At 72.6% G+C, this 16553-nt stretch carries 15 protein-coding genes and 1 tRNA gene; 6 read left to right on the plus strand and 10 right to left on the minus strand.

Going from position 1 to position 16553, the window contains the following annotated elements:
* Positions 1–28: 28 nt before the first annotated feature.
* The 3 genes from ACTT8P_RS29665 to ACTT8P_RS29675 form a co-directional block, all read right to left on the minus strand.
* Positions 29–2074, minus strand: coding sequence for a PTS fructose transporter subunit IIABC (locus ACTT8P_RS29665; RefSeq protein ID WP_442834866.1), 2046 nt, complete (start codon positions 2072–2074; stop codon positions 29–31).
* 137 nt (positions 2075–2211) lie between these two features.
* Positions 2212–3159, minus strand: coding sequence for a 1-phosphofructokinase (gene pfkB, locus ACTT8P_RS29670; protein ID WP_442834852.1), 948 nt, complete (start codon positions 3157–3159; stop codon positions 2212–2214).
* A complete protein-coding gene (locus ACTT8P_RS29675) occupies positions 3156–3917 on the minus strand; it encodes a DeoR/GlpR family DNA-binding transcription regulator (RefSeq protein WP_442834853.1) in 762 nt (253 codons plus the stop codon). The genes pfkB and ACTT8P_RS29675 overlap by 4 nt, the downstream gene beginning before the upstream one ends.
* A gap of 181 nt (positions 3918–4098) precedes the next feature.
* Between ACTT8P_RS29675 and ACTT8P_RS29680 the strand changes: the two genes are divergently transcribed.
* Positions 4099–5070: a helix-turn-helix transcriptional regulator gene (locus ACTT8P_RS29680; protein WP_442834854.1), complete on the plus strand. Its 972-nt coding sequence runs from the start codon at positions 4099–4101 to the stop codon at positions 5068–5070.
* A 60-nt stretch (positions 5071–5130) separates the two neighbouring features.
* On the opposite strand, the gene ACTT8P_RS29685 is transcribed toward ACTT8P_RS29680, so the two are convergent.
* A complete protein-coding gene (locus ACTT8P_RS29685) occupies positions 5131–5745 on the minus strand; it encodes a TetR/AcrR family transcriptional regulator (protein WP_442834867.1) in 615 nt (204 codons plus the stop codon).
* A gap of 546 nt (positions 5746–6291) precedes the next feature.
* Positions 6292–7290: a sigma-70 family RNA polymerase sigma factor gene (locus ACTT8P_RS29690; RefSeq protein ID WP_442834855.1), complete on the minus strand. Its 999-nt coding sequence runs from the start codon at positions 7288–7290 to the stop codon at positions 6292–6294.
* A 204-nt stretch (positions 7291–7494) separates the two neighbouring features.
* Here ACTT8P_RS29690 and ACTT8P_RS29695 point away from each other — a divergent pair, with 204 nt between their 5' ends.
* On the plus strand, positions 7495–8019 hold the full coding sequence (locus ACTT8P_RS29695) for a GNAT family N-acetyltransferase (protein WP_442834856.1): 525 nt from the start codon (positions 7495–7497) through the stop codon (positions 8017–8019).
* A gap of 22 nt (positions 8020–8041) precedes the next feature.
* On the opposite strand, the gene ACTT8P_RS29700 is transcribed toward ACTT8P_RS29695, so the two are convergent.
* Positions 8042–8827, minus strand: coding sequence for a dioxygenase family protein (locus ACTT8P_RS29700; protein WP_442834857.1), 786 nt, complete (start codon positions 8825–8827; stop codon positions 8042–8044).
* Between the two features lie 155 nt (positions 8828–8982).
* Here ACTT8P_RS29700 and ACTT8P_RS29705 point away from each other — a divergent pair, with 155 nt between their 5' ends.
* Positions 8983–9504, plus strand: coding sequence for a MarR family winged helix-turn-helix transcriptional regulator (locus ACTT8P_RS29705; protein ID WP_442834858.1), 522 nt, complete (start codon positions 8983–8985; stop codon positions 9502–9504).
* Between the two features lie 118 nt (positions 9505–9622).
* On the opposite strand, the gene ACTT8P_RS29710 is transcribed toward ACTT8P_RS29705, so the two are convergent.
* Both ACTT8P_RS29710 and ACTT8P_RS29715 read right to left on the minus strand, forming a co-directional pair.
* Entirely contained in the window at positions 9623–11161 is a 1539-nt protein-coding gene (locus tag ACTT8P_RS29710; protein ID WP_442834859.1) for an MFS transporter, read from the minus strand.
* Positions 11162–11372: 211 nt separating this feature from the next.
* A complete protein-coding gene (locus ACTT8P_RS29715; protein WP_442834860.1) occupies positions 11373–12032 on the minus strand; it encodes a TetR/AcrR family transcriptional regulator in 660 nt (219 codons plus the stop codon).
* Between the two features lie 315 nt (positions 12033–12347).
* Between ACTT8P_RS29715 and ACTT8P_RS29720 the strand changes: the two genes are divergently transcribed.
* From ACTT8P_RS29720 to ACTT8P_RS29730, 3 genes are all read left to right on the plus strand, one after another.
* Complete coding sequence (locus ACTT8P_RS29720) at positions 12348–13631, plus strand: M6 family metalloprotease domain-containing protein (RefSeq protein ID WP_442834861.1); 1284 nt, start codon at positions 12348–12350, stop codon at positions 13629–13631.
* Between the two features lie 61 nt (positions 13632–13692).
* Positions 13693–15381 (plus strand): IclR family transcriptional regulator domain-containing protein, encoded by a 1689-nt coding sequence (locus ACTT8P_RS29725; RefSeq protein ID WP_442834862.1) that lies wholly within the window; start codon positions 13693–13695, stop codon positions 15379–15381.
* A 57-nt stretch (positions 15382–15438) separates the two neighbouring features.
* Positions 15439–15514: transfer RNA gene (locus tag ACTT8P_RS29730), tRNA-Arg, on the plus strand.
* 45 nt (positions 15515–15559) lie between these two features.
* Here ACTT8P_RS29730 and ACTT8P_RS29735 read toward each other — a convergent pair.
* Both ACTT8P_RS29735 and ACTT8P_RS29740 read right to left on the minus strand, forming a co-directional pair.
* Positions 15560–15883 carry a helix-turn-helix domain-containing protein gene (locus tag ACTT8P_RS29735; protein ID WP_442834863.1) on the minus strand — a complete coding sequence of 108 codons (324 nt, stop codon included), beginning with the start codon at positions 15881–15883 and terminating at the stop codon, positions 15560–15562.
* Entirely contained in the window at positions 15883–16251 is a 369-nt protein-coding gene (locus ACTT8P_RS29740; protein ID WP_442834864.1) for a type II toxin-antitoxin system RelE/ParE family toxin, read from the minus strand. The genes ACTT8P_RS29735 and ACTT8P_RS29740 overlap by 1 nt, the downstream gene beginning before the upstream one ends.
* Positions 16252–16553 lie beyond the last annotated feature (302 nt).

A 16553-nucleotide genomic window follows, 5' to 3' on the forward strand; every position in this document is an offset into this window, starting at 1 on the left:
GGTGCCTCGGCGGCCTCCCGCCCAGCTCCTACGCCGTCACCGGCTCCGTATCCGTCTTATCCGTATCCGTCTTATCCGTATCCGTCGCCGACGAGGTGTCCCGCGGTCCCCCGGTCGGCCGTGCCCCCGGCGCCCGCGTGCGCAGGCCCTTCAGCAGCACCACCAGGGCGGTGGTGACGCAGACGCCGGCCGCGACGGCGACCAGGTACAGCAGCGGGCTGCCGATCAGCGGGACCACGAAGACCCCGCCGTGCGGGGCGCGCAGGGTGGCGTCGAAGGTCATCGACAGCGCGCCGGTGAGCGCGCCGCCCGCCATCGAGGCCGGGATGACCCGCAGCGGGTCGGCGGCGGCGAACGGTATCGCGCCCTCGGAGATGAAGGACGCGCCCAGCACCCAGGCGGCCTTGCCGTTCTCCCGCTCGGTGGCGTCGAACAGCCTGCCGCGCACGGTCGTCGCCAGCGCCATCGCCAGCGGCGGGACCATGCCGGCCGCCATCACCGCCGCCATGATCTTCATCGCGGAGTCGCTGGGGTCGGCGACCGCGATGCCGGCGGTGGCGAAGGTGTAGGCGACCTTGTTGACCGGACCGCCGAGGTCGAAGCACATCATCAGGCCGAGCAGGGCGCCGAGCAGCACGGCGTTGGTGCCGGACAGGCCGCCGAGCCAGTCGGTCATCGCCCGCTGCGCCGAGGCGATCGGCTTGCCGATCACCACGAACATCAGGAACCCGATGACCGCCGAGGAGATCAGCGGGATCACCACCACCGGCATGATGCCGCGCAGCGGGGCGGGGATGCGTACCCGCTGGACGGCCAGCACCACGGCGCCGGAGAGCAGTCCGGCCGCAAGGCCGCCGAGGAAACCGGCGTCGATGCTCAGCGCGACGGAACCGCCGACGAAGCCGGGGACCAGGCCGGGGCGGTCGGCCATGCCGTAGGCGATGTACCCGGCGAGTACCGGGACGAGGAAGCCGAAGGCCACGCCGCCGATCTGGAACAGCAGCGCCGCCCAGCTGTCGGCCTGGGTCCACTGGAAGTGGTCCATGACCGAGGGGGCCTTGTTGATCTCGTAGCCGCCGATCGCGAAGCCGAGGGCGATGAGCAGACCGCCGGCCGCGACGAACGGGACCATGTAACTGACGCCGGACATCAGCCACTTGCGGAGCTTGGAGCCATAGCCCTCGTCGTGGCCGCCGGTACGTTCGACGGGGGTGGTGCCCGCGGTGACCTCGCCGCGCGCGGCCTTCGCGCGGACCTCGGCGATCAGCTCGCCGGGGCGGTTGACGGCCGCCTTGACCCCGGTGTCGACGGTGGGCTTCCCGGCGAACCGGGCCTTGTCGCGTACGGCCACGTCATGGGCGAGGATCACGCCGTCCGCCGCGTCGATCAGTGCGGGGTCCAGGCGGGTGAAGCCGGCCGATCCCTGGGTCTCGACGACGAGTTCGACGTCCCCGGTGGCGCGGGCCGCGTGCTCCAGGGCCTCGGCCGCCATGTAGGTGTGGGCGATGCCGGTGGGGCAGGAGGTGACGGCGACGATACGGAAGGGGGTGGCGGCTCCGGTGGCTTCGGCGGGTTCGGGCGCCGGCTCCCCACTCGTGCCGGTCCCAACAGGTTCAGCAGGTTCAGCCACCCCGTCCTCCCCCCGGATCAGCGCCACCGCCTCCCCCGGTTCCGTCGCCGCCCGCAGCGCGGTGGTGAACTCGGCGTTCGTCAGCTGCCGGGCCAGCGCGGACAGGATCGTCAGGTGCGCGTCGTCGGCTCCCGCCGGTGCGGCGATCAGGAAGATCAGGTCGGCCGGGCCGTCCGCCGCGCCGAAGTCGATCCCCGCCGTACTGCGCCCGAAGGCGAGCGTCGGCCCGGTGACGTGCGCGCTGCGGCAGTGCGGGATGCCGATGCCGCCGTCCAGGCCGGTCGGCAGCTGTGCCTCGCGGGCGGCCACGTCGGCGAGGAAGCCGTCCAGGTCGGTCACCCGGCCCAGCACCTCCATCCGCCCGGCGAGGGCGCGGGCCGCGGCTTCCTTGGTGTCGGCACGGAGATCGAGGTCGACCAGTTCTTCGGTGATCAGGTCGCGCAGATCATTCGGTCCACGCGGCTCACTCGGCTTACTCAGCTCACTCGGCTCACTCAGCTCACTCAGCTCACTCGGCTCACTCGGCTCACTCGGCTCACTCGGCTCACTCGGTTCGCTCATCGCGGGCTCCTTCGCGGGGGTCATGACACCGTTTCCTGCAAGGGGCGGTCCACCGGCACCTCGGCCGTGACCCTGACGGCACCCGGGTCCAGGTCGGCCGGGGTGGGCATCACACTGCCGGGCAGGCCGACGGCGGCCGCGCCGTGCGCGAGGGCCGAGGCGAGGGCGTCGGGCCCGGCGCCGCCGGCGATCAGGAATCCGGCGAGCGAGGCGTCCCCGGCCCCGACGTTGCTGCGTACGGCGGCCACCCGGGCGGTGCCGAACCAGGTGCCGGCGTCGGACACCAGCAGTTGGCCGTCGGCGCCGAGGCTGGCCAGCACGGTCCGGGCGCCGCGGCTCCGCAGTTCCTCGGCCGCCCGCACCGCGTCCCCGACGGTGGCCAGTGGCCGGCCGGCCGCCTCGGCCAGTTCCCCGGCGTTGGGCTTGACCACGTCGGGCCGCTCGGGCAGCGCCCGCAGCAGCGCGGGTCCGGAGGTGTCCAGGGCGATCCGGACGCCGGCGGTGTGCGCGCGGGCGACCAGTTCGGCGTACCAGGAGGGGGCGAGGCCGCGCGGCAGGCTGCCGCAGCAGGCGATCCAGTCGGCGTCGCGGGACCGCGAGCGTACGGTCTCCAGGAGGAGTTCGTGTTCGGCGGCCGACAGTTCGGGGCCGGGGGCGTTGATCTTCGTGAGGACGCCGGCCGCCTCGGCGAGGGCGATGTTGGAGCGGGTGGCCCCGGCGACCGGTACCGCCGCGACCTCGATGCCCTGCGCGTCGAGCAGGTCGGCGACGAGGGCGCCCGGTGCGCCGCCGAGCGGCAGTACGGCGACCGTGCGGCGGCCGGCGGCGGCGGTCGCGCGGGAGACGTTGACGCCCTTGCCGCCGGGGTCGACGCGTTCGCCGGTGGCGCGGACCACCTCGCCGCGGTCGAGGGAGGGGACCTCGTAGGTGCGGTCCAGGGACGGGTTGGGGGTGACGGTGAGGATCACGCGCGGACCACTTCCGGGCCGCCGCGCTCGATGGCGGCGGCGTCGTCCGGGCTCAGCCCGCTGTCGGTGATCAGCAGGTCCACGTCGGCCAGCGCGCCGAACCGGGCGAAGTGCTCCTGCCCGTGCTTGGTGGAGTCGGCGAGCAGCACCACGCGGCGGGCGGCGGCGACGGCGGCCCGTTTGACGGCGGCCTCGGCGAGGTCGGGGGTGGTCAGGCCGTGCGCGGCGGAGAAGCCGTTGGCGGCCACGAAGGCGGCGTCGGCGCGGATCTCGCCGTACGCGCGCAGCGCCCAGGCGTCGACGGCGGCCCGGGTGCGGTGCCGGACCCGGCCGCCGACCAGGTGCAGCTGGATGCCGGGGTGGTCGGCGAGGCGGGCGGCGGTGGGCAGGCTGTGGGTGACGACGGTGAGTGCCGCCCCGGGCGGGACGGCGGCGGCCAGGTGGGCCACCGTGGAACCGGCGTCCAGGATCACCGTGCCGTCGGCCGGCAGTTCGGCGAGGGCGGCCCGCGCGATGCGGTCCTTCTCGTCGGCGGCGGTGGACTCGCGTTCGGCGAGGTCGGGTTCGAAGTCGAGGCGGCCGGCGGGGAGGGCGCCGCCGTGCACGCGGCGGAGCAGTCCGGCGCGGTCCAGGGTCTTGAGGTCGCGGCGGATGGTCTCCGCCGTCACCTGGAACTCCTCGGCCAGCGACACCACGTCCACCCGGCCGCCGTCCCGGGCCAGCCGGAGGATCTCCTGCTGCCGCTCCGGTGCGTACATGTGCGTCTGCCTCCGACCGTGCCCGAACGTGTGGTTTCGGGGGGAGGTTATGGCCGGAGGTCCGGAAAGTAAACACGTTCGGCCATAGGCGGGCATGAACGGGCGTGACCGACCAGGAAAATGGGTCAGCAGGTCGGTCATTAGGTCAGTTCATGTCCTAGCCGTGCGGCATCCTCCCCCCATGACCACGGACACTCCGGCCCGGCTGCTCGCGCTCCTCTCCCTGCTCCAGACGCCCCGGGAGTGGCCCGGCGGCGAACTCGCCGAGCGGCTCGGGGTGTCGCGGCGCACGGTCCGGCGGGACGTCGAACGGCTGCGGGAGATCGGCTACCCGGTGCGGGCGACGATGGGCTCGGACGGCGGGTACCGGCTGGTCGCGGGCAAGGCGATGCCGCCGCTGGTGCTGGACGACGAGGAGGCCGTGGCGATCGCGGTCGGGCTGCGGGCCGGCGCCGGGCACGCGGTCGCGGGCGTGGAGGAGGCGTCGGTGCGCGCGCTGGCCAAGCTGGAGCAGGTGCTGCCGTCCCGGCTGCGCCACCGTGTCACCACCCTCCAGGCCGCGACCACACCGCTGACCAGCGGGGACGGCCCGACCATAGCGCCCGAGACGCTGACCGCGATGGCCTCGGCGGTGGCCGGCCAGGAGCGGCTCCGGTTCGCCTACCGCGCCGCCGACGGCACCGCCACACGGCGCCTGACCGAACCGTACCGACTCGTCTCGACCGGCCGGCGCTGGTATCTCGTCGCCTACGACCTCGACCGCGCCGACTGGCGGACCTTCCGGGTCGACCGGGTCGGCGAACCCTTCCCGACCGGCGCCCGCTTCACCCCGCGCGAACTGCCGACCGGCGACGCGGCCGAATTCCTGCGCCGCTCCATGCACCGGCGGAGCGACGCCTACGAGGCCCAGGTCACCTTCGCCGCACCCGCGGCCGTCGTCGCACCTCGGCTGCCGGGGTGGCTGGACCCGCCCGAGGCCACGGACGACGGCGCCTCGTGCGTCCTGCGGGCCACCGTGACCGACCCGGTGGAGTGGCTGGCGGTACGACTGGCCCTGCTCGGCATCGACTTCCGGGTGGACGAACCGGCGGAACTGGTGGAGTGCGTACGGGGAATGGGGGCGCGGCTGGGGCGGGCGGCGGGGGGTGAGTGACGGCATCCCGCATCCCGCGTCCCCCAGCGGCCGGCCACCCCTCTCCGCTCAGCGAGGCACTCAGCCCGACGCCTCCGTGAGCGTCTCCCAGGGGAAGTCCCCCAGCGCCGCCAGATTGCGCAGGGCCGGTTCGAGGGGGCTGCGGCCGGCGTTTCCCGGCTGGTCGTCGGCGGCCCACTGCTCCACGGCCACCCGGACCGCCGCGCCCGCCACCGCGGCGGCGAAGCTCAGCCGGGGCGAGGCCGCCAGGCGCGCGGCAACGTTACCGTCACCCTGCGCGATCCGGGCCGCCAGCACCTGGGCGAGAGGCCGTTCCGCCAGGTGGCACACCTCCGCCCACACCTTGCGCAGCGCGGGACTGGTCTCGGCCAGCCGGATCAGCGCGCGCGTCCACTCCCAGGTGGCGGCCGACACCTCGGCGCCGGGGGCCAGGGTGAGCCTGGTCGCGTGTTCGAGGGCCTGCCGCGGGGACAGTTCGGCGGGGGCGTCCCGAATCGCCTCCGCCCAGAGCCGGGCGCCGGCCGCGTAGAGGGGCGCGACGGCCTCCTCCTTGGTCGCGAAGTAGCGGTAGAAGGTGCGCGGGGCGACCCCGGCGGCCTGGGCGATGTCCTCGGCCCGGGTGGCCCGCAGTCCCTGCCGTACGAAGAGCCGGGCGGCGGCCTGGGCGATCTCCATCCGGGTCTCGGCCTTGCGCCGCTCGGTCAACGACCGGGCGGCGGAGGCGGACGCCCCACCAGAAGCGGGAACGGAGGCGGGAACGGACGCCGAACCGGACGCGGCGGGCCGGCTGGGCTCAGGGGTCGTGCTGGTCGTGCTGCTCACTTCGGCAATGTATGCCCCTGTGGCACAATCTGCCATCTGGCGGGCCACCCCGGGGTTCAGGTTCGGGGTGGCCCGCCCTCCCGGCGTGCCCGGACAGCGAAGAGCCGGACTCGACGCCCGGGGGGAGAGCGCCGAGCCCGGCTGGGGACGTCCCGGCGCCGGGGGGAGTGCGGCGGGACGTGGTCTCGGTGGCGGCCCGGTGGAGCGACCGACGACCCTGAGGCGTCGGTCTGGACCAATGGACCCGTACTGGTGGGCCCGTACTGATGGGCCCGAACTGGTGGGCCCGAACTGGTGGGCCCTGAATGCTTGTTCCCAGGACCCTGTCGTTTGAAGCAGCGTTACACAGTCATCTTCGTCGCCTTCACGCGGCCCCGCACCACCGGGCGTACGCCGGGTTTACGCGGCCGCCTCGAAGCCGGTGTCACGGGCCAGCTTCTTCAGCTCCAGCAGCGCGTGCTTCTCGATCTGCCGGATCCGCTCCCGCGTCAGCCCGTGCTCCTTGCCGACCTCGGTCAGCGTACGCTCCCGGCCGTCCTCGATGCCGTACCGCATCTTGATGATGGAGGCCGTGCGCGGGTCGAGGCGGCCGATCAGGTCGTCCAGCTCCTCGCTGCGCAGCAGGGTCATCACGGACTGCTCGGGCGACACGGCGGAGGAGTCCTCCAGCAGGTCGCCGAACTGGGTCTCGCCCTCGTCGTCCACCGGCATGTTCAGCGAGACCGGGTCGCGGGCCCAGTCGAGCACGTCGGTGACGCGCTCGGGGGTGGAGCCCAGCTCCTTGGCGATCTCGGCGTGCTCCGGCTCGCGGCCGTGCTCGCGGTTGAACTCGCGCTGCACCCGGCGGATCCGGCCCAGCTCCTCCACCAGGTGGACGGGGAGCCGGATGGTGCGGGACTGGTCGGCGATCGAGCGGGTGATGGCCTGGCGGATCCACCACGTGGCGTACGTGGAGAACTTGAAGCCCTTGCGGTAGTCGAACTTCTCGACCGCGCGGACCAGGCCGGCGTTGCCCTCCTGGATCAGGTCGAGGAGCGGCAGGCCGCTGCGCGGGTAGCGGCGGGCGACGGCGACGACCAGGCGGAGGTTGGACCGGATGAAGACGTCCTTCGCCCGCTCGCTCTCGTCGACCAGGGCCTGCAGCTCCTCACGACTGGCATCCGCCTCGGTGTTCTCGTAGCCTTCGAGAACCTGTCGTGCGAACACACCCGCTTCGATGGTCTGGGACAGCTCGACCTCCTTGGCGGCGTCGAGCAGCGGTGTACGCGCGATCTCGTCGAGGTACATGCCGACCAGATCGCGGTCGGCGAGCTCGCCGCCGCCTGCGCGGACGCTGGTTGCCGCGTCGCTCGTCTCGCCGGAGGCGGACTTACGACGGGCGACGGCACGGGTTGCCATGCGTGCTCCCTTGCGATGGTGGGGTCAGCGGGTGGTTCGGTGGACTAGGGGCGCCCTCCCCGGCCGGCTCGGATCTGGTTCCGGACTCTGCTCGGGTGCCCTGCATCCGATGGAAACAACGACTGGAATCCGGACAGAATTCCCACCCCGTCCCCCGATTTTTCTGATCATGCAGTACCCTGTGCCGCCACATGAGGAGGCGGGATGCGGTCAGAGGGCGCGGAGGTCCAGGTCAGGCCGGGAATCGAGGGGGACCTCAAGGCCCTCACCGAGCTCTACAACCACTATGTGAGTGAGACGGCCATCACCTTCGACACCCGGATTTTCACTCCCGAGGAGCGCCGCCCGTGGCTGCTCTCCCACCCTGTAGACGGACCGCATCGCCTGATGGTTGCCACCGGCGACGGTTCACAGCGGATTCTGGGGTACGCCACTTCCAGCCCGTTCCGCCCCAAGCCGGCGTACGCGACCTCGGTGGAGACCACGGTGTACGTGGCGCCGGGGGCCGGCCGCCGGGGCATCGGCACCCTGCTCTACCGAGCCCTCTTCGCGGCCCTGGCCGACGAGGACGTGCACCGCGCCTACGCGGGGATCGCGCAACCCAACGAGGCGTCGGCCCGGCTGCACGAGCGGTTCGGCTTCCGGCACGTCGGCACGTACCGGGAGGTGGGCCGCAAGTTCGGGCGGTACTGGGACGTGGCCTGGTACGAGAAGGACCTGAACCTGTAACCGGTCCCGGTCCCGGTCCCGGTCAGCCGAACTGCACCGACCGCTTCGCCAGCCCCAGCCAGAACCCGTCGATCACCGACCGCTGGCTGCCCAGCTCACCGGTCGCGTCCGCCGCGCCCAGCGTGACGAACAGCGGGGCGAAGTGCTCGGTGCGCGGGTGGGCGAGCCGGCCCGCCGGGGACTTGTGCCCGAAGTCGAGCAGCGCGTCCACGTCCCCGGCGTCCAGCGCACGCCGCCCCCAGTCGTCGAACTCGACGGACCAGGCGGGAGTGGAGCCCTGCCGCAGGGCGGCCAGGTTGTGGGTGAAGAAGCCGGAGCCGACGATCAGCACGCCCTCGTCGCGCAGCGGCGCCAGCCGCCGTCCGATCTCCATCAGCCGGACCGGGTCGAGGGTCGGCATGGAGACCTGGAGGACGGGGAGGTCGGCGTCGGGGTACATCTCGACCAGCGGGACGTACGCGCCGTGGTCCAGGCCCCGGTCCGGGACGTCCTGGACGGGGGTGCCGGGGGCGCGCAGCAGCTTGCGGACGGACGCGGCGAGCGCGGGGGCGCCCGGAGCCGCGTACCGCACCTGGTAGTAGTGCTCGGGGAAGCCCCAGAAGTCGTAGACCAGGGGGACGGTCTCGACCGCGCCGAGGGCGAGCGGGGCCTCCTCCCAGTGGGCGGAGACGACGAGGATCGCGGTGGGGCGCGGCAGACCGGCGGACCAGGCGGCCAGTTCGCCGGGCCAGAGGGGGTCGTCGGCGAGCGGCGGGGCGCCGTGGCTGAGGTAGAGGGCGGGCATGCGCTCCGGGGCGACGGCGGTCATGACGGCGGCTCCTGGTCTGCTGAAACGAAGGGAGCTGTCAGGCTCTCTGGCAGCTTGAACTGCCAAGCTCTTCAGTAACTTGAACTATCAAGCTTCTGGAGAAGGCTATGGCTTACTTGTTTAAGTTTCAAGGAGAGGCCTCTTACAGTGGAACCATGAACACGGCACCCACCCCCGCACCGGCCGCCGCCACCGAGCCGCGCTGGCTCTCCCCCGGCGAGCAGCTCGTCTGGCGTTCGTACATCGAGGCGGCGACCCTCCTGGAGGACCATCTCGACCGCCAGCTCCAGCGGGACGCGGGGATGCCGCACATGTACTACGGACTGCTGGTCAAGCTCGGTGAGTCGCCCCGGCGGCGGCTGCGGATGACGGAGCTGGCCCGGCACGCGAAGATCACCCGGTCCCGGCTCTCGCACGCGATCGCCCGCCTGGAGAAGAACGGCTGGGTGCGCCGGGAGGACTGCCCGTCCGACAAGCGGGGCCAGTTCGCGGTGCTCACCGACGAGGGGTACGCGGTGCTGGCCCGGACCGCGCCGGGGCATGTGGCCGCCGTCCGGCAGGCCGTGTTCGACCGGCTCACCCCGCAACAGCAGGAGTCCCTCGGCGAGATCATGCGGATCGTCGCCGAGGGACTCCAGCCCGCCACAGCGGGCGCGGACCTGCCCTGGCTGCGCTGACCGCGAGGCGGTGGCAGCCGGGGCAGGTCCGCCGGGACCGCGGGTACGAGGCGTCCCCTCCCCGTACCCGCGCGTGGTGCCGGGTGGTGCCCGAAGGGGTACTGCGGATACGGCCGCCTCAGTGGGCGATGACCGGGATCGGCAGCTCGTCCTCCGCGCCCTCGCCCGCACCGGAGCCGGCCACCTGGCCGGAGCCCGGACGGCCCGCGTTGACCAGGGTCAGGGCGATGACGCCGGCCGCGACCAGGATGCCGACGGCGAACCAGATGGCGCTGGTGTAGCCGTCCACCTGTGCCTGGAGCTGGACCAGCTGCTGCTGGGACCGGCTGGTGGCACCGCCGATGTGGTCGGTGAGGTAGGACGCGGTGGCCGAGGCGGCGATCGTGTTCAGCAGCGCCGTACCGATGGCGCCGCCCACCTGCTGGGAGGTGTTGACCATCGCGGAGGCGACACCGGCGTCCTGCGGCCGCACGCCCTGGGTGGCCATCGACATGGCCGGCATGAACGCCGTACCCATGCCGAGACCGAGCAGCAGCATGCCGGGCAGCAGCACGGCGGCGTAGGACGTGTCGATCTCCAGCTGGGTCAGCAGCAGCATGCCGACCGCGCCGACCAGGAAGCCGGGGCCCATCAGGAAGCGCGGCGCGACCCGGGTCATCAGCCGGGTGCCGATCTGGGTGGAGCCCGTGATCATGCCCGCGACCATCGGCAGGAAGGCGAAGCCGGTCTTGACCGGCGAGTAGCCCTTGACGATCTGGAGGTAGTAGGTGAGGAAGAGGAACAGGCCGAACATGCCGATGATGGCGAGGCCCAGCGAGAGGTAGATACCGCCGCGGGTGCGGTCGGCGACCACGCGCAGCGGCAGCAGCGGGGCCCGGACCCGGGACTCGACCAGGACGAAGGTGATCAGCAGCACGGCGGACGCGACGAACATGCCGATCGTGGTGGCGTCGCTCCAGCCCTCGGACTCGGCGCGGGTGAAGCCGTAGACCAGCGCGACCAGGCCCAGGGTGGACAGGATGACGCCGGGGACGTCGAGCGCGGAGCGGTTGCGGCTGCCCGCGGGCTCGTGCACGACGAGCCAGGCGCCGATCGCGGCGACCAGGGCGAACGGGATGTTGACGAAGAACGTCCAGCGCCAGTCCAGGTACTCGGTGAGGAAACCGCCGAGGATCAGACCGACGGCCGCGCCGCCACCGGCGATGGCACCGTAGATGCCGAACGCCTTGGCGCGCTCCTTGGCGTCCGTGAAGGTCACGGCGAGCAGGGAGAGCGCGGCGGGCGCGAGCAGGGCACCGAAGGCACCCTGGAGGGCGCGGGCGCCGAACATCATCGCCTCGTTGGTGGCGGCACCGCCGAGCGCGGAGGCCAGCGCGAAGCCGGCCAGGCCGACCACGAAGGTGCGCTTGCGGCCCCACAGGTCGGCTATCCGTCCGCCGAACAGCAGCAGTCCGCCGAAGGCGAGCGCGTAGGCCGTGACGACCCACTGGCGGTTGCCGTCGGAGATGCCGAGGTCCTGCTGGGCGGAGGGCAGGGCGATGTTCACGATGGTCGAGTCGAGGACGACCATCAGCTGGGCGAGCGCGATGAAGACGAGCGCTTTCCAGCGGCCGGCGTCGGGGACGCCGGGAGCTGCCTTGACGGCTGCTGCGGACATGAAGGTACCCACTTCGGGACGTGACGGAAAAAAGGTGAGGCGTACAGGCAGGGCAGGACAGAGCCGGATGACGGCCCGTCCACGCCGACGGTCGCCTGGTGTTCTCGTGGTACTGCGGAAAGCCGTGGGGGAAGCTGGGGGAAGCTGTGGGGGGGTGAGATCGCGGAAGCTGTACGGACTTACGTACGGTCGGTACGTACTGGTTACTGGGCTAGCGGAGCTGGTCGCAGGGCCGGCGCAGATCCTCCACGGTGATGGCCGTACCCGGCAGGGCGGAGCGGGCCGGAGCCCGCAGCCCGTCCAGGAACAGCTGGAGATGACGGTGGGTGAAGCGGTCGCCGCCCAGGCACCGGGTGCCGGCCGGCGGCCGGCTGAGCTGGGTCACGGCCACCATCAGGTCGCCGACGCCCACGTCGCCGCGGAGCAGACCGGCCGTCCTCGCCCGGTCCATCAGCTCGCCGACCAGTCCCTCGACCCGTTCGCGAGCCGCTTCCAGGTCGGGGTGGTGCTGGTCGAACGTGGTGGAGACCATCGGGCACAGGGCGCCGATCCGCTCGTCGGCGACGACGTGCACGAAGCGCTCCAGCGCCGCGAAGGGGTCCCCGCCCCGAGCCAGCGCGACCTCGGCCGCCCCGGCCATGCGGTCCATGACCGAGCAGACGACCTCGCGGACGAGGGCGTCGCGGTCGGGGAAGTTGCGGTACACCGTGGCATTGCCCACCCCGGCCCGGCGGGCGACCTCGTCGAGCGGCACATCGGGGCCGTGCTCGACGAACATCTCCTGGGCGGCGATGAGTATCCGCTCCCGGTTGCGCAGGGCATCGGCGCGCGGCCGGGTCACCTTGCGCTGCACGGGGGTCGCGGTCTGCACGGCGTACTCCTCGGTTGCTGTGAACGAACTGTGCGAACCGGGGAACGACTCCCCGTTTCGCTCGGACACAGGTCTAAACGGGGAAACGATCCCCGGTTATTTCCCCGCCCACCCCGATCTTCAGTGACCTGCATCACACCCTCTGCCGCACCCCAACCACCTCTACTGCCCTCCGCCGCCCGCCTCCCGATCCCCTACCGGCCAGAAACCCACGATCGGTCTCTTCCAACGCGCGCCCCCGGCGCCCCCGGCACAGGGTGAGCCCAAGGGTGCAGCCGGAGACCGGCGGCTGCCGGCCGTCCCCGGGAGGACTGGATGCAGCCGCAGCAGCGCCGTCGGATACGCCCCCGCCGCGTGGCCGCCCTCCTGTCCGTGACCGGGCTGACCCTGGCCGTCAGCACCTCGGCCGGCACCGGCCACCCGCCGCCCGGCACCAGCGCGGCGGGCGCCTCCCCCGCCGCCCTCTCCCGCTCCTCCGCTCACGGCCCCTGCATGATCACTGGCGGTGCCGAGATCCAGATGTCCGAGGGCGTCCCCACCTCGCAGGGCTACTCCCGCTCCACCGGCACCGTCCGCGCCCTCAACCTGATGGTCGACTTCTCCGACGCCCCCGGCGAGGGCCGGGCCCTGGACCGCTACGCCGAGTTCTTCCCGCAGACCCAGGACTGGTTCCGCACCAGCTCCTACGGCCGCCTCGACTACCGCCCCGAGGCCCCGGTCCGCGACTGGCTGCGGATGCCCAAACCCTTCGCCGAGTACGGCATAGAGCGCGGCGCCCCGTTCGACCCCGCCTACCGCGACCTGGTCGAGGACATCGTGGCGACGGCCGACCCGGAGGTCGACTTCCGCGCCTACGACCTGCTGAACATCCTGGTCACCCCGAACGCGGGCCCCTCCGCCCTGGACACCGTCCTGTCCGTCACCTTCGCCGGCAACCACGAGGCCCCCGTCGCCGACGGCGTCCCGGTCGCCAACGCGTCCTTCGTCTACTCCCGCCAGGACGACGGCTCCGGCAGCTACGGCAAGACCGGCTACCGCGTACTCCCGCACGAGAACGGCCATGTCTTCGGCCTGCCCGACCTCTACACCCAGGAGGGCGGCGGCGCGGCCGGCCACTGGGACATCATGAGCGAGGACTGGGGCGCCAACAACGACCTGGTCGGCTGGCACAAGTGGAAGCTGGGCTGGCTGGACGCCGACCAGGTGCACTGCGCGGCGGCGCCGGGCAGCACGGAGTACACGCTCACCCCGCTGGCCCGCGCGGGCGGCGACAAACTGGTCTTCGTCCCGCTGGACGCCCGCTCGGGCTACGCCGTCGAACTGCGCACCCGCGCGGGCAACGACGAGGCGGTGTGCCGCCCCGGCGTCCTGATCTACAAGGTCGACGCGGACGTCGACACCGGCATGGGCCCGGTCAAGGTGTACGACTCCCGCCGGGACAGCGGCGGCTGCACCCGCAGCCCCAACGTGCACGCCGAACTCTCCGACGCGGCCTTCGCCCCCGGCGAGACGTTCAAGGACCCGCACCACAAGGTGACGATCACGGTGGCGGGCGCGGACCTGAAGGGCGACCACCGGGTACGGATCACCCGCGGCTGACCCCCGCGGCCCGGCTTCGGCTTACGGTAGGGCCTGCCGCGACCGCCGTACCGGAGATCCGATGCCCGCCAGCACCACGAACGACCCGCACGGCCCGCGTGCCGCAGAGCAGGCCGCACCGGAGGCACCGGAGGCTTCGGAGGTACCGGCCGCACCGGCCGCACCGGCGGAGGCGGTCACGCCGCTGCTGCGCGGGATCGCGGTGCTGCGGCGGCTGACCGAGGCGGACGGCACGCTCAGCCCCAGCGCCCTGGAACGGAGCACCGGCCTCGCCCGAGCCACGGTCGACCGCGTCACCGCCACCCTCGCCCACATGGGATACGTCCGCCTGACCGGCCGCGACGTGACACTGGCCCCCCGCGCCGCCGAGCTGGGCAACGCCTACCTGGCCGCCCTGCGCCTGCCCTCCCTCCTCTCCCCCCGGGCCGACGCCCTGGCCGACGAACTGGACGAGTCGGTCTCCCTCGCCGTCGCCGACCGCGACGCCGTCCGCTTCATCCACCAGGCCACCCGCCGCCGGGCGATGTCCCTCAGCTTCCGCATCGGCGACCTGCTGCCGGCCGAACGCACCGCGCCGGGCCCGCTGTTCGCGACGGAATGGACGGACCCCGACTGGCACCACTGGCGCGCCCGCCGCGCCGCGGACCCGCACGACACCGCCTTCCCGGCCGTCCCACCCAGCGACCACCCCGCCCCGGACGAGGACTTCACCCGCCGTACGACGCGGGCGGCGGCCGACGGCTGGGCGCTGGACGACCAGTTGATCGAACCGGGCCTGGTCGCGGTGTCGGCACCGGTACGGGACCCCGGTACCGGCCGGGTGACGTGCGTGGCCAGCGTGGTCAGCCACACCAGCAGGCACACCGCGGCGGGCCTGCGCGACGACCTCCTGCCGGCCCTCCTGACGACGGTGGCGGCGATGGAGTCCGACCTGCGCACCGCCCCGCCCCCGGAACCCGGCCCGGTCCGCGCCGGCCTGGCCGTCTGGACCGGCGCGTCCAAGCACGAACTGGGCCGCAGCTTCGTGGAGTCCCTGGCCCGCGGCCTGACCGTGCTGACCGCCTTCGGCGAGGGCCGCTCCGCGCTGACCCTCACGGAGGTGGCGAAGGCGACCGGCCTGTCCCGGGCCACGGCCCGCCGCGCCCTGATCACCCACGAGTACGCGGGCCTGATCACCCCCGCCTCCCCCGCGGACCGCACCTTCGCCCTCACCCCCCGGGTCCTCTCCCTCGCCTTCCCGCCCCTGTCCCGCCTCTCCCTCCCCCAGATCGCCCAGCCCCATCTGGACGAACTGGCGGCCCGTGTCCGGGAGTCGGCGTCCATGGCCGTCCTGTCCGGCCCCGCCTCCGCCGACCAGCCGCACCCCCGAACCCGGCACAAAACAACCCCCTACGAGATCCAGTACACCGCCCGCGCCGCGACGACCCGCGTCCTGAGCGCCCACATCACGGTCGGCGCCCGCCTCCCGGCCCGCACGACCGCCCTCGGCCGCATCCTGCTGGCCGGCCCGGCGGCCCCGGACCACGTCCTCACCGACGGCGAACCGGAAGCCGGCCTGCGCTCCCTCGCCGTCCCGGTCCACGACCGCGCCGGACGCCCGGTCGCCGCGATCGACGTGACCACCCACGCGGCCCGCCGCACCCCCGAGTCCTGCGCCGCGGAACTCCTCCCCGCCCTGCGCGAAACGGCGGCCGCGATCGAGTCCGACCTCCGCACAGCGGGCCGCTTCCGGACCGTCCCCCCGACCTGACCACCCCGACGCCGGCACACCACCCGCTACACTGTCGACGGTGGCCGGACCACCCACGCCTTCGTAGCTCAGGGGATAGAGCACCGCTCTCCTAAAGCGGGTGTCGCAGGTTCGAATCCTGCCGGGGGCACCAGTCCGGAAGGGCACCTACGGATTTCCGTAGGTGCCCTTCGTCGACTCAGGCTGCGTGCGGAGTGAAGGTGACGTAGGAGTCGCCCTCGTCGATGATCAGGTGCAGCGTGCCGTCCAGGGCCTTGGCCAGGCGTCGCAGCAACGGGAGCGTCGGCACAGTGTCGCCGCCCTCCATCCGGGAAACCTGAGGCTGGGTCATCCCGGCCCGCTCCGCAAGCTGGGTCTGGGAGAGGCCAAGCTCGGTCCGACGGTCGTAGACCGCCTGGCCGAGGTCACCGGCCAGGCGGGCGTCGACGTACTCCTGGTCGTACTCCACCACCTCCCCCGCGAGCTGCCGAGTCCGGCGCGTCCTCCATGTGCTGTGGTTCATCAGCTCTCCCTGCGCCGCTCGTAGATGTCCTGGGCGTGGACGTGTTCGGCCTCGCAGACCTTCTGGGCCTGGTGCGCACGCTCTACTTCCGCTGCTTCACGCATCCGAGTCTTGCGGAAGACCGTCAGCAGCACGATCCGCTGTCCGGGCGCGAGCCAGTACGGGATGCGTACGGCCTCGCCGTCCAACTCGAAGCGCAGCTCACGCAGCTTGCCGCCCAGGTGGCGCGAGTACGGCTCGCCGAGGGTCGTCGGCTCGTCCAGCAGCCGTTCCGTCTTGTCCTCGACCCGTCGGTACAGGCGGAACGGAAGCAGCTCCAGCCAGTCCCGCACCTCGGGCTCGATCTCGATCTGCCACTCCTCCGCCATGCAAACAACGGTATATACCGCTGAATGCATGACGCAAGCCACCGCAGCACTCGGGATCGCGCCGCTCCAGCCCGCGCCGCCACTGGCCCAGCCAGCACGGATACGGCACACATGAGGACGGGAAGCCCTGCGAAGACGTGAGAACTACCGAGGACAGTTCTCCAGGTCAGACAGCTACCAGCGCGCGTTCCGGCAGGTCACAGGCCCGCCCGGCAAGATCTCCTTAGAGGTCGTCTCATTTGGTGAGTCGGCGGTAGCAGATGAGGGTGCAGGCGATGCTGGTGAAGGCTAGGAAGTGCTCG

Source organism: Streptomyces sp. JW3 (assembly GCF_052216785.1).
In the GTDB taxonomy this organism is placed as follows: domain Bacteria; phylum Actinomycetota; class Actinomycetes; order Streptomycetales; family Streptomycetaceae; genus Streptomyces.

Coding starts and splice junctions, on each gene's coding strand:
- ACTT8P_RS29675 (WP_442834853.1), bottom strand. CDS start 3,917: ATGTACGCACCGGAGCGGCAGCAGGAGATCCTCCGGCTGGCCCGGGAC.
- ACTT8P_RS29680 (WP_442834854.1), top strand. CDS start 4,099: ATGACCACGGACACTCCGGCCCGGCTGCTCGCGCTCCTCTCCCTGCTC.
- ACTT8P_RS29685 (WP_442834867.1), bottom strand. CDS start 5,745: ATGGAGATCGCCCAGGCCGCCGCCCGGCTCTTCGTACGGCAGGGACTG.
- ACTT8P_RS29690 (WP_442834855.1), bottom strand. CDS start 7,290: ATGGCAACCCGTGCCGTCGCCCGTCGTAAGTCCGCCTCCGGCGAGACG.
- ACTT8P_RS29695 (WP_442834856.1), top strand. CDS start 7,495: ATGCGGTCAGAGGGCGCGGAGGTCCAGGTCAGGCCGGGAATCGAGGGG.
- ACTT8P_RS29700 (WP_442834857.1), bottom strand. CDS start 8,827: ATGACCGCCGTCGCCCCGGAGCGCATGCCCGCCCTCTACCTCAGCCAC.
- ACTT8P_RS29705 (WP_442834858.1), top strand. CDS start 8,983: ATGAACACGGCACCCACCCCCGCACCGGCCGCCGCCACCGAGCCGCGC.
- ACTT8P_RS29710 (WP_442834859.1), bottom strand. CDS start 11,161: ATGTCCGCAGCAGCCGTCAAGGCAGCTCCCGGCGTCCCCGACGCCGGC.
- ACTT8P_RS29720 (WP_442834861.1), top strand. CDS start 12,348: ATGCAGCCGCAGCAGCGCCGTCGGATACGCCCCCGCCGCGTGGCCGCC.
- ACTT8P_RS29725 (WP_442834862.1), top strand. CDS start 13,693: ATGCCCGCCAGCACCACGAACGACCCGCACGGCCCGCGTGCCGCAGAG.
- ACTT8P_RS29735 (WP_442834863.1), bottom strand. CDS start 15,883: ATGAACCACAGCACATGGAGGACGCGCCGGACTCGGCAGCTCGCGGGG.
- ACTT8P_RS29740 (WP_442834864.1), bottom strand. CDS start 16,251: ATGGCGGAGGAGTGGCAGATCGAGATCGAGCCCGAGGTGCGGGACTGG.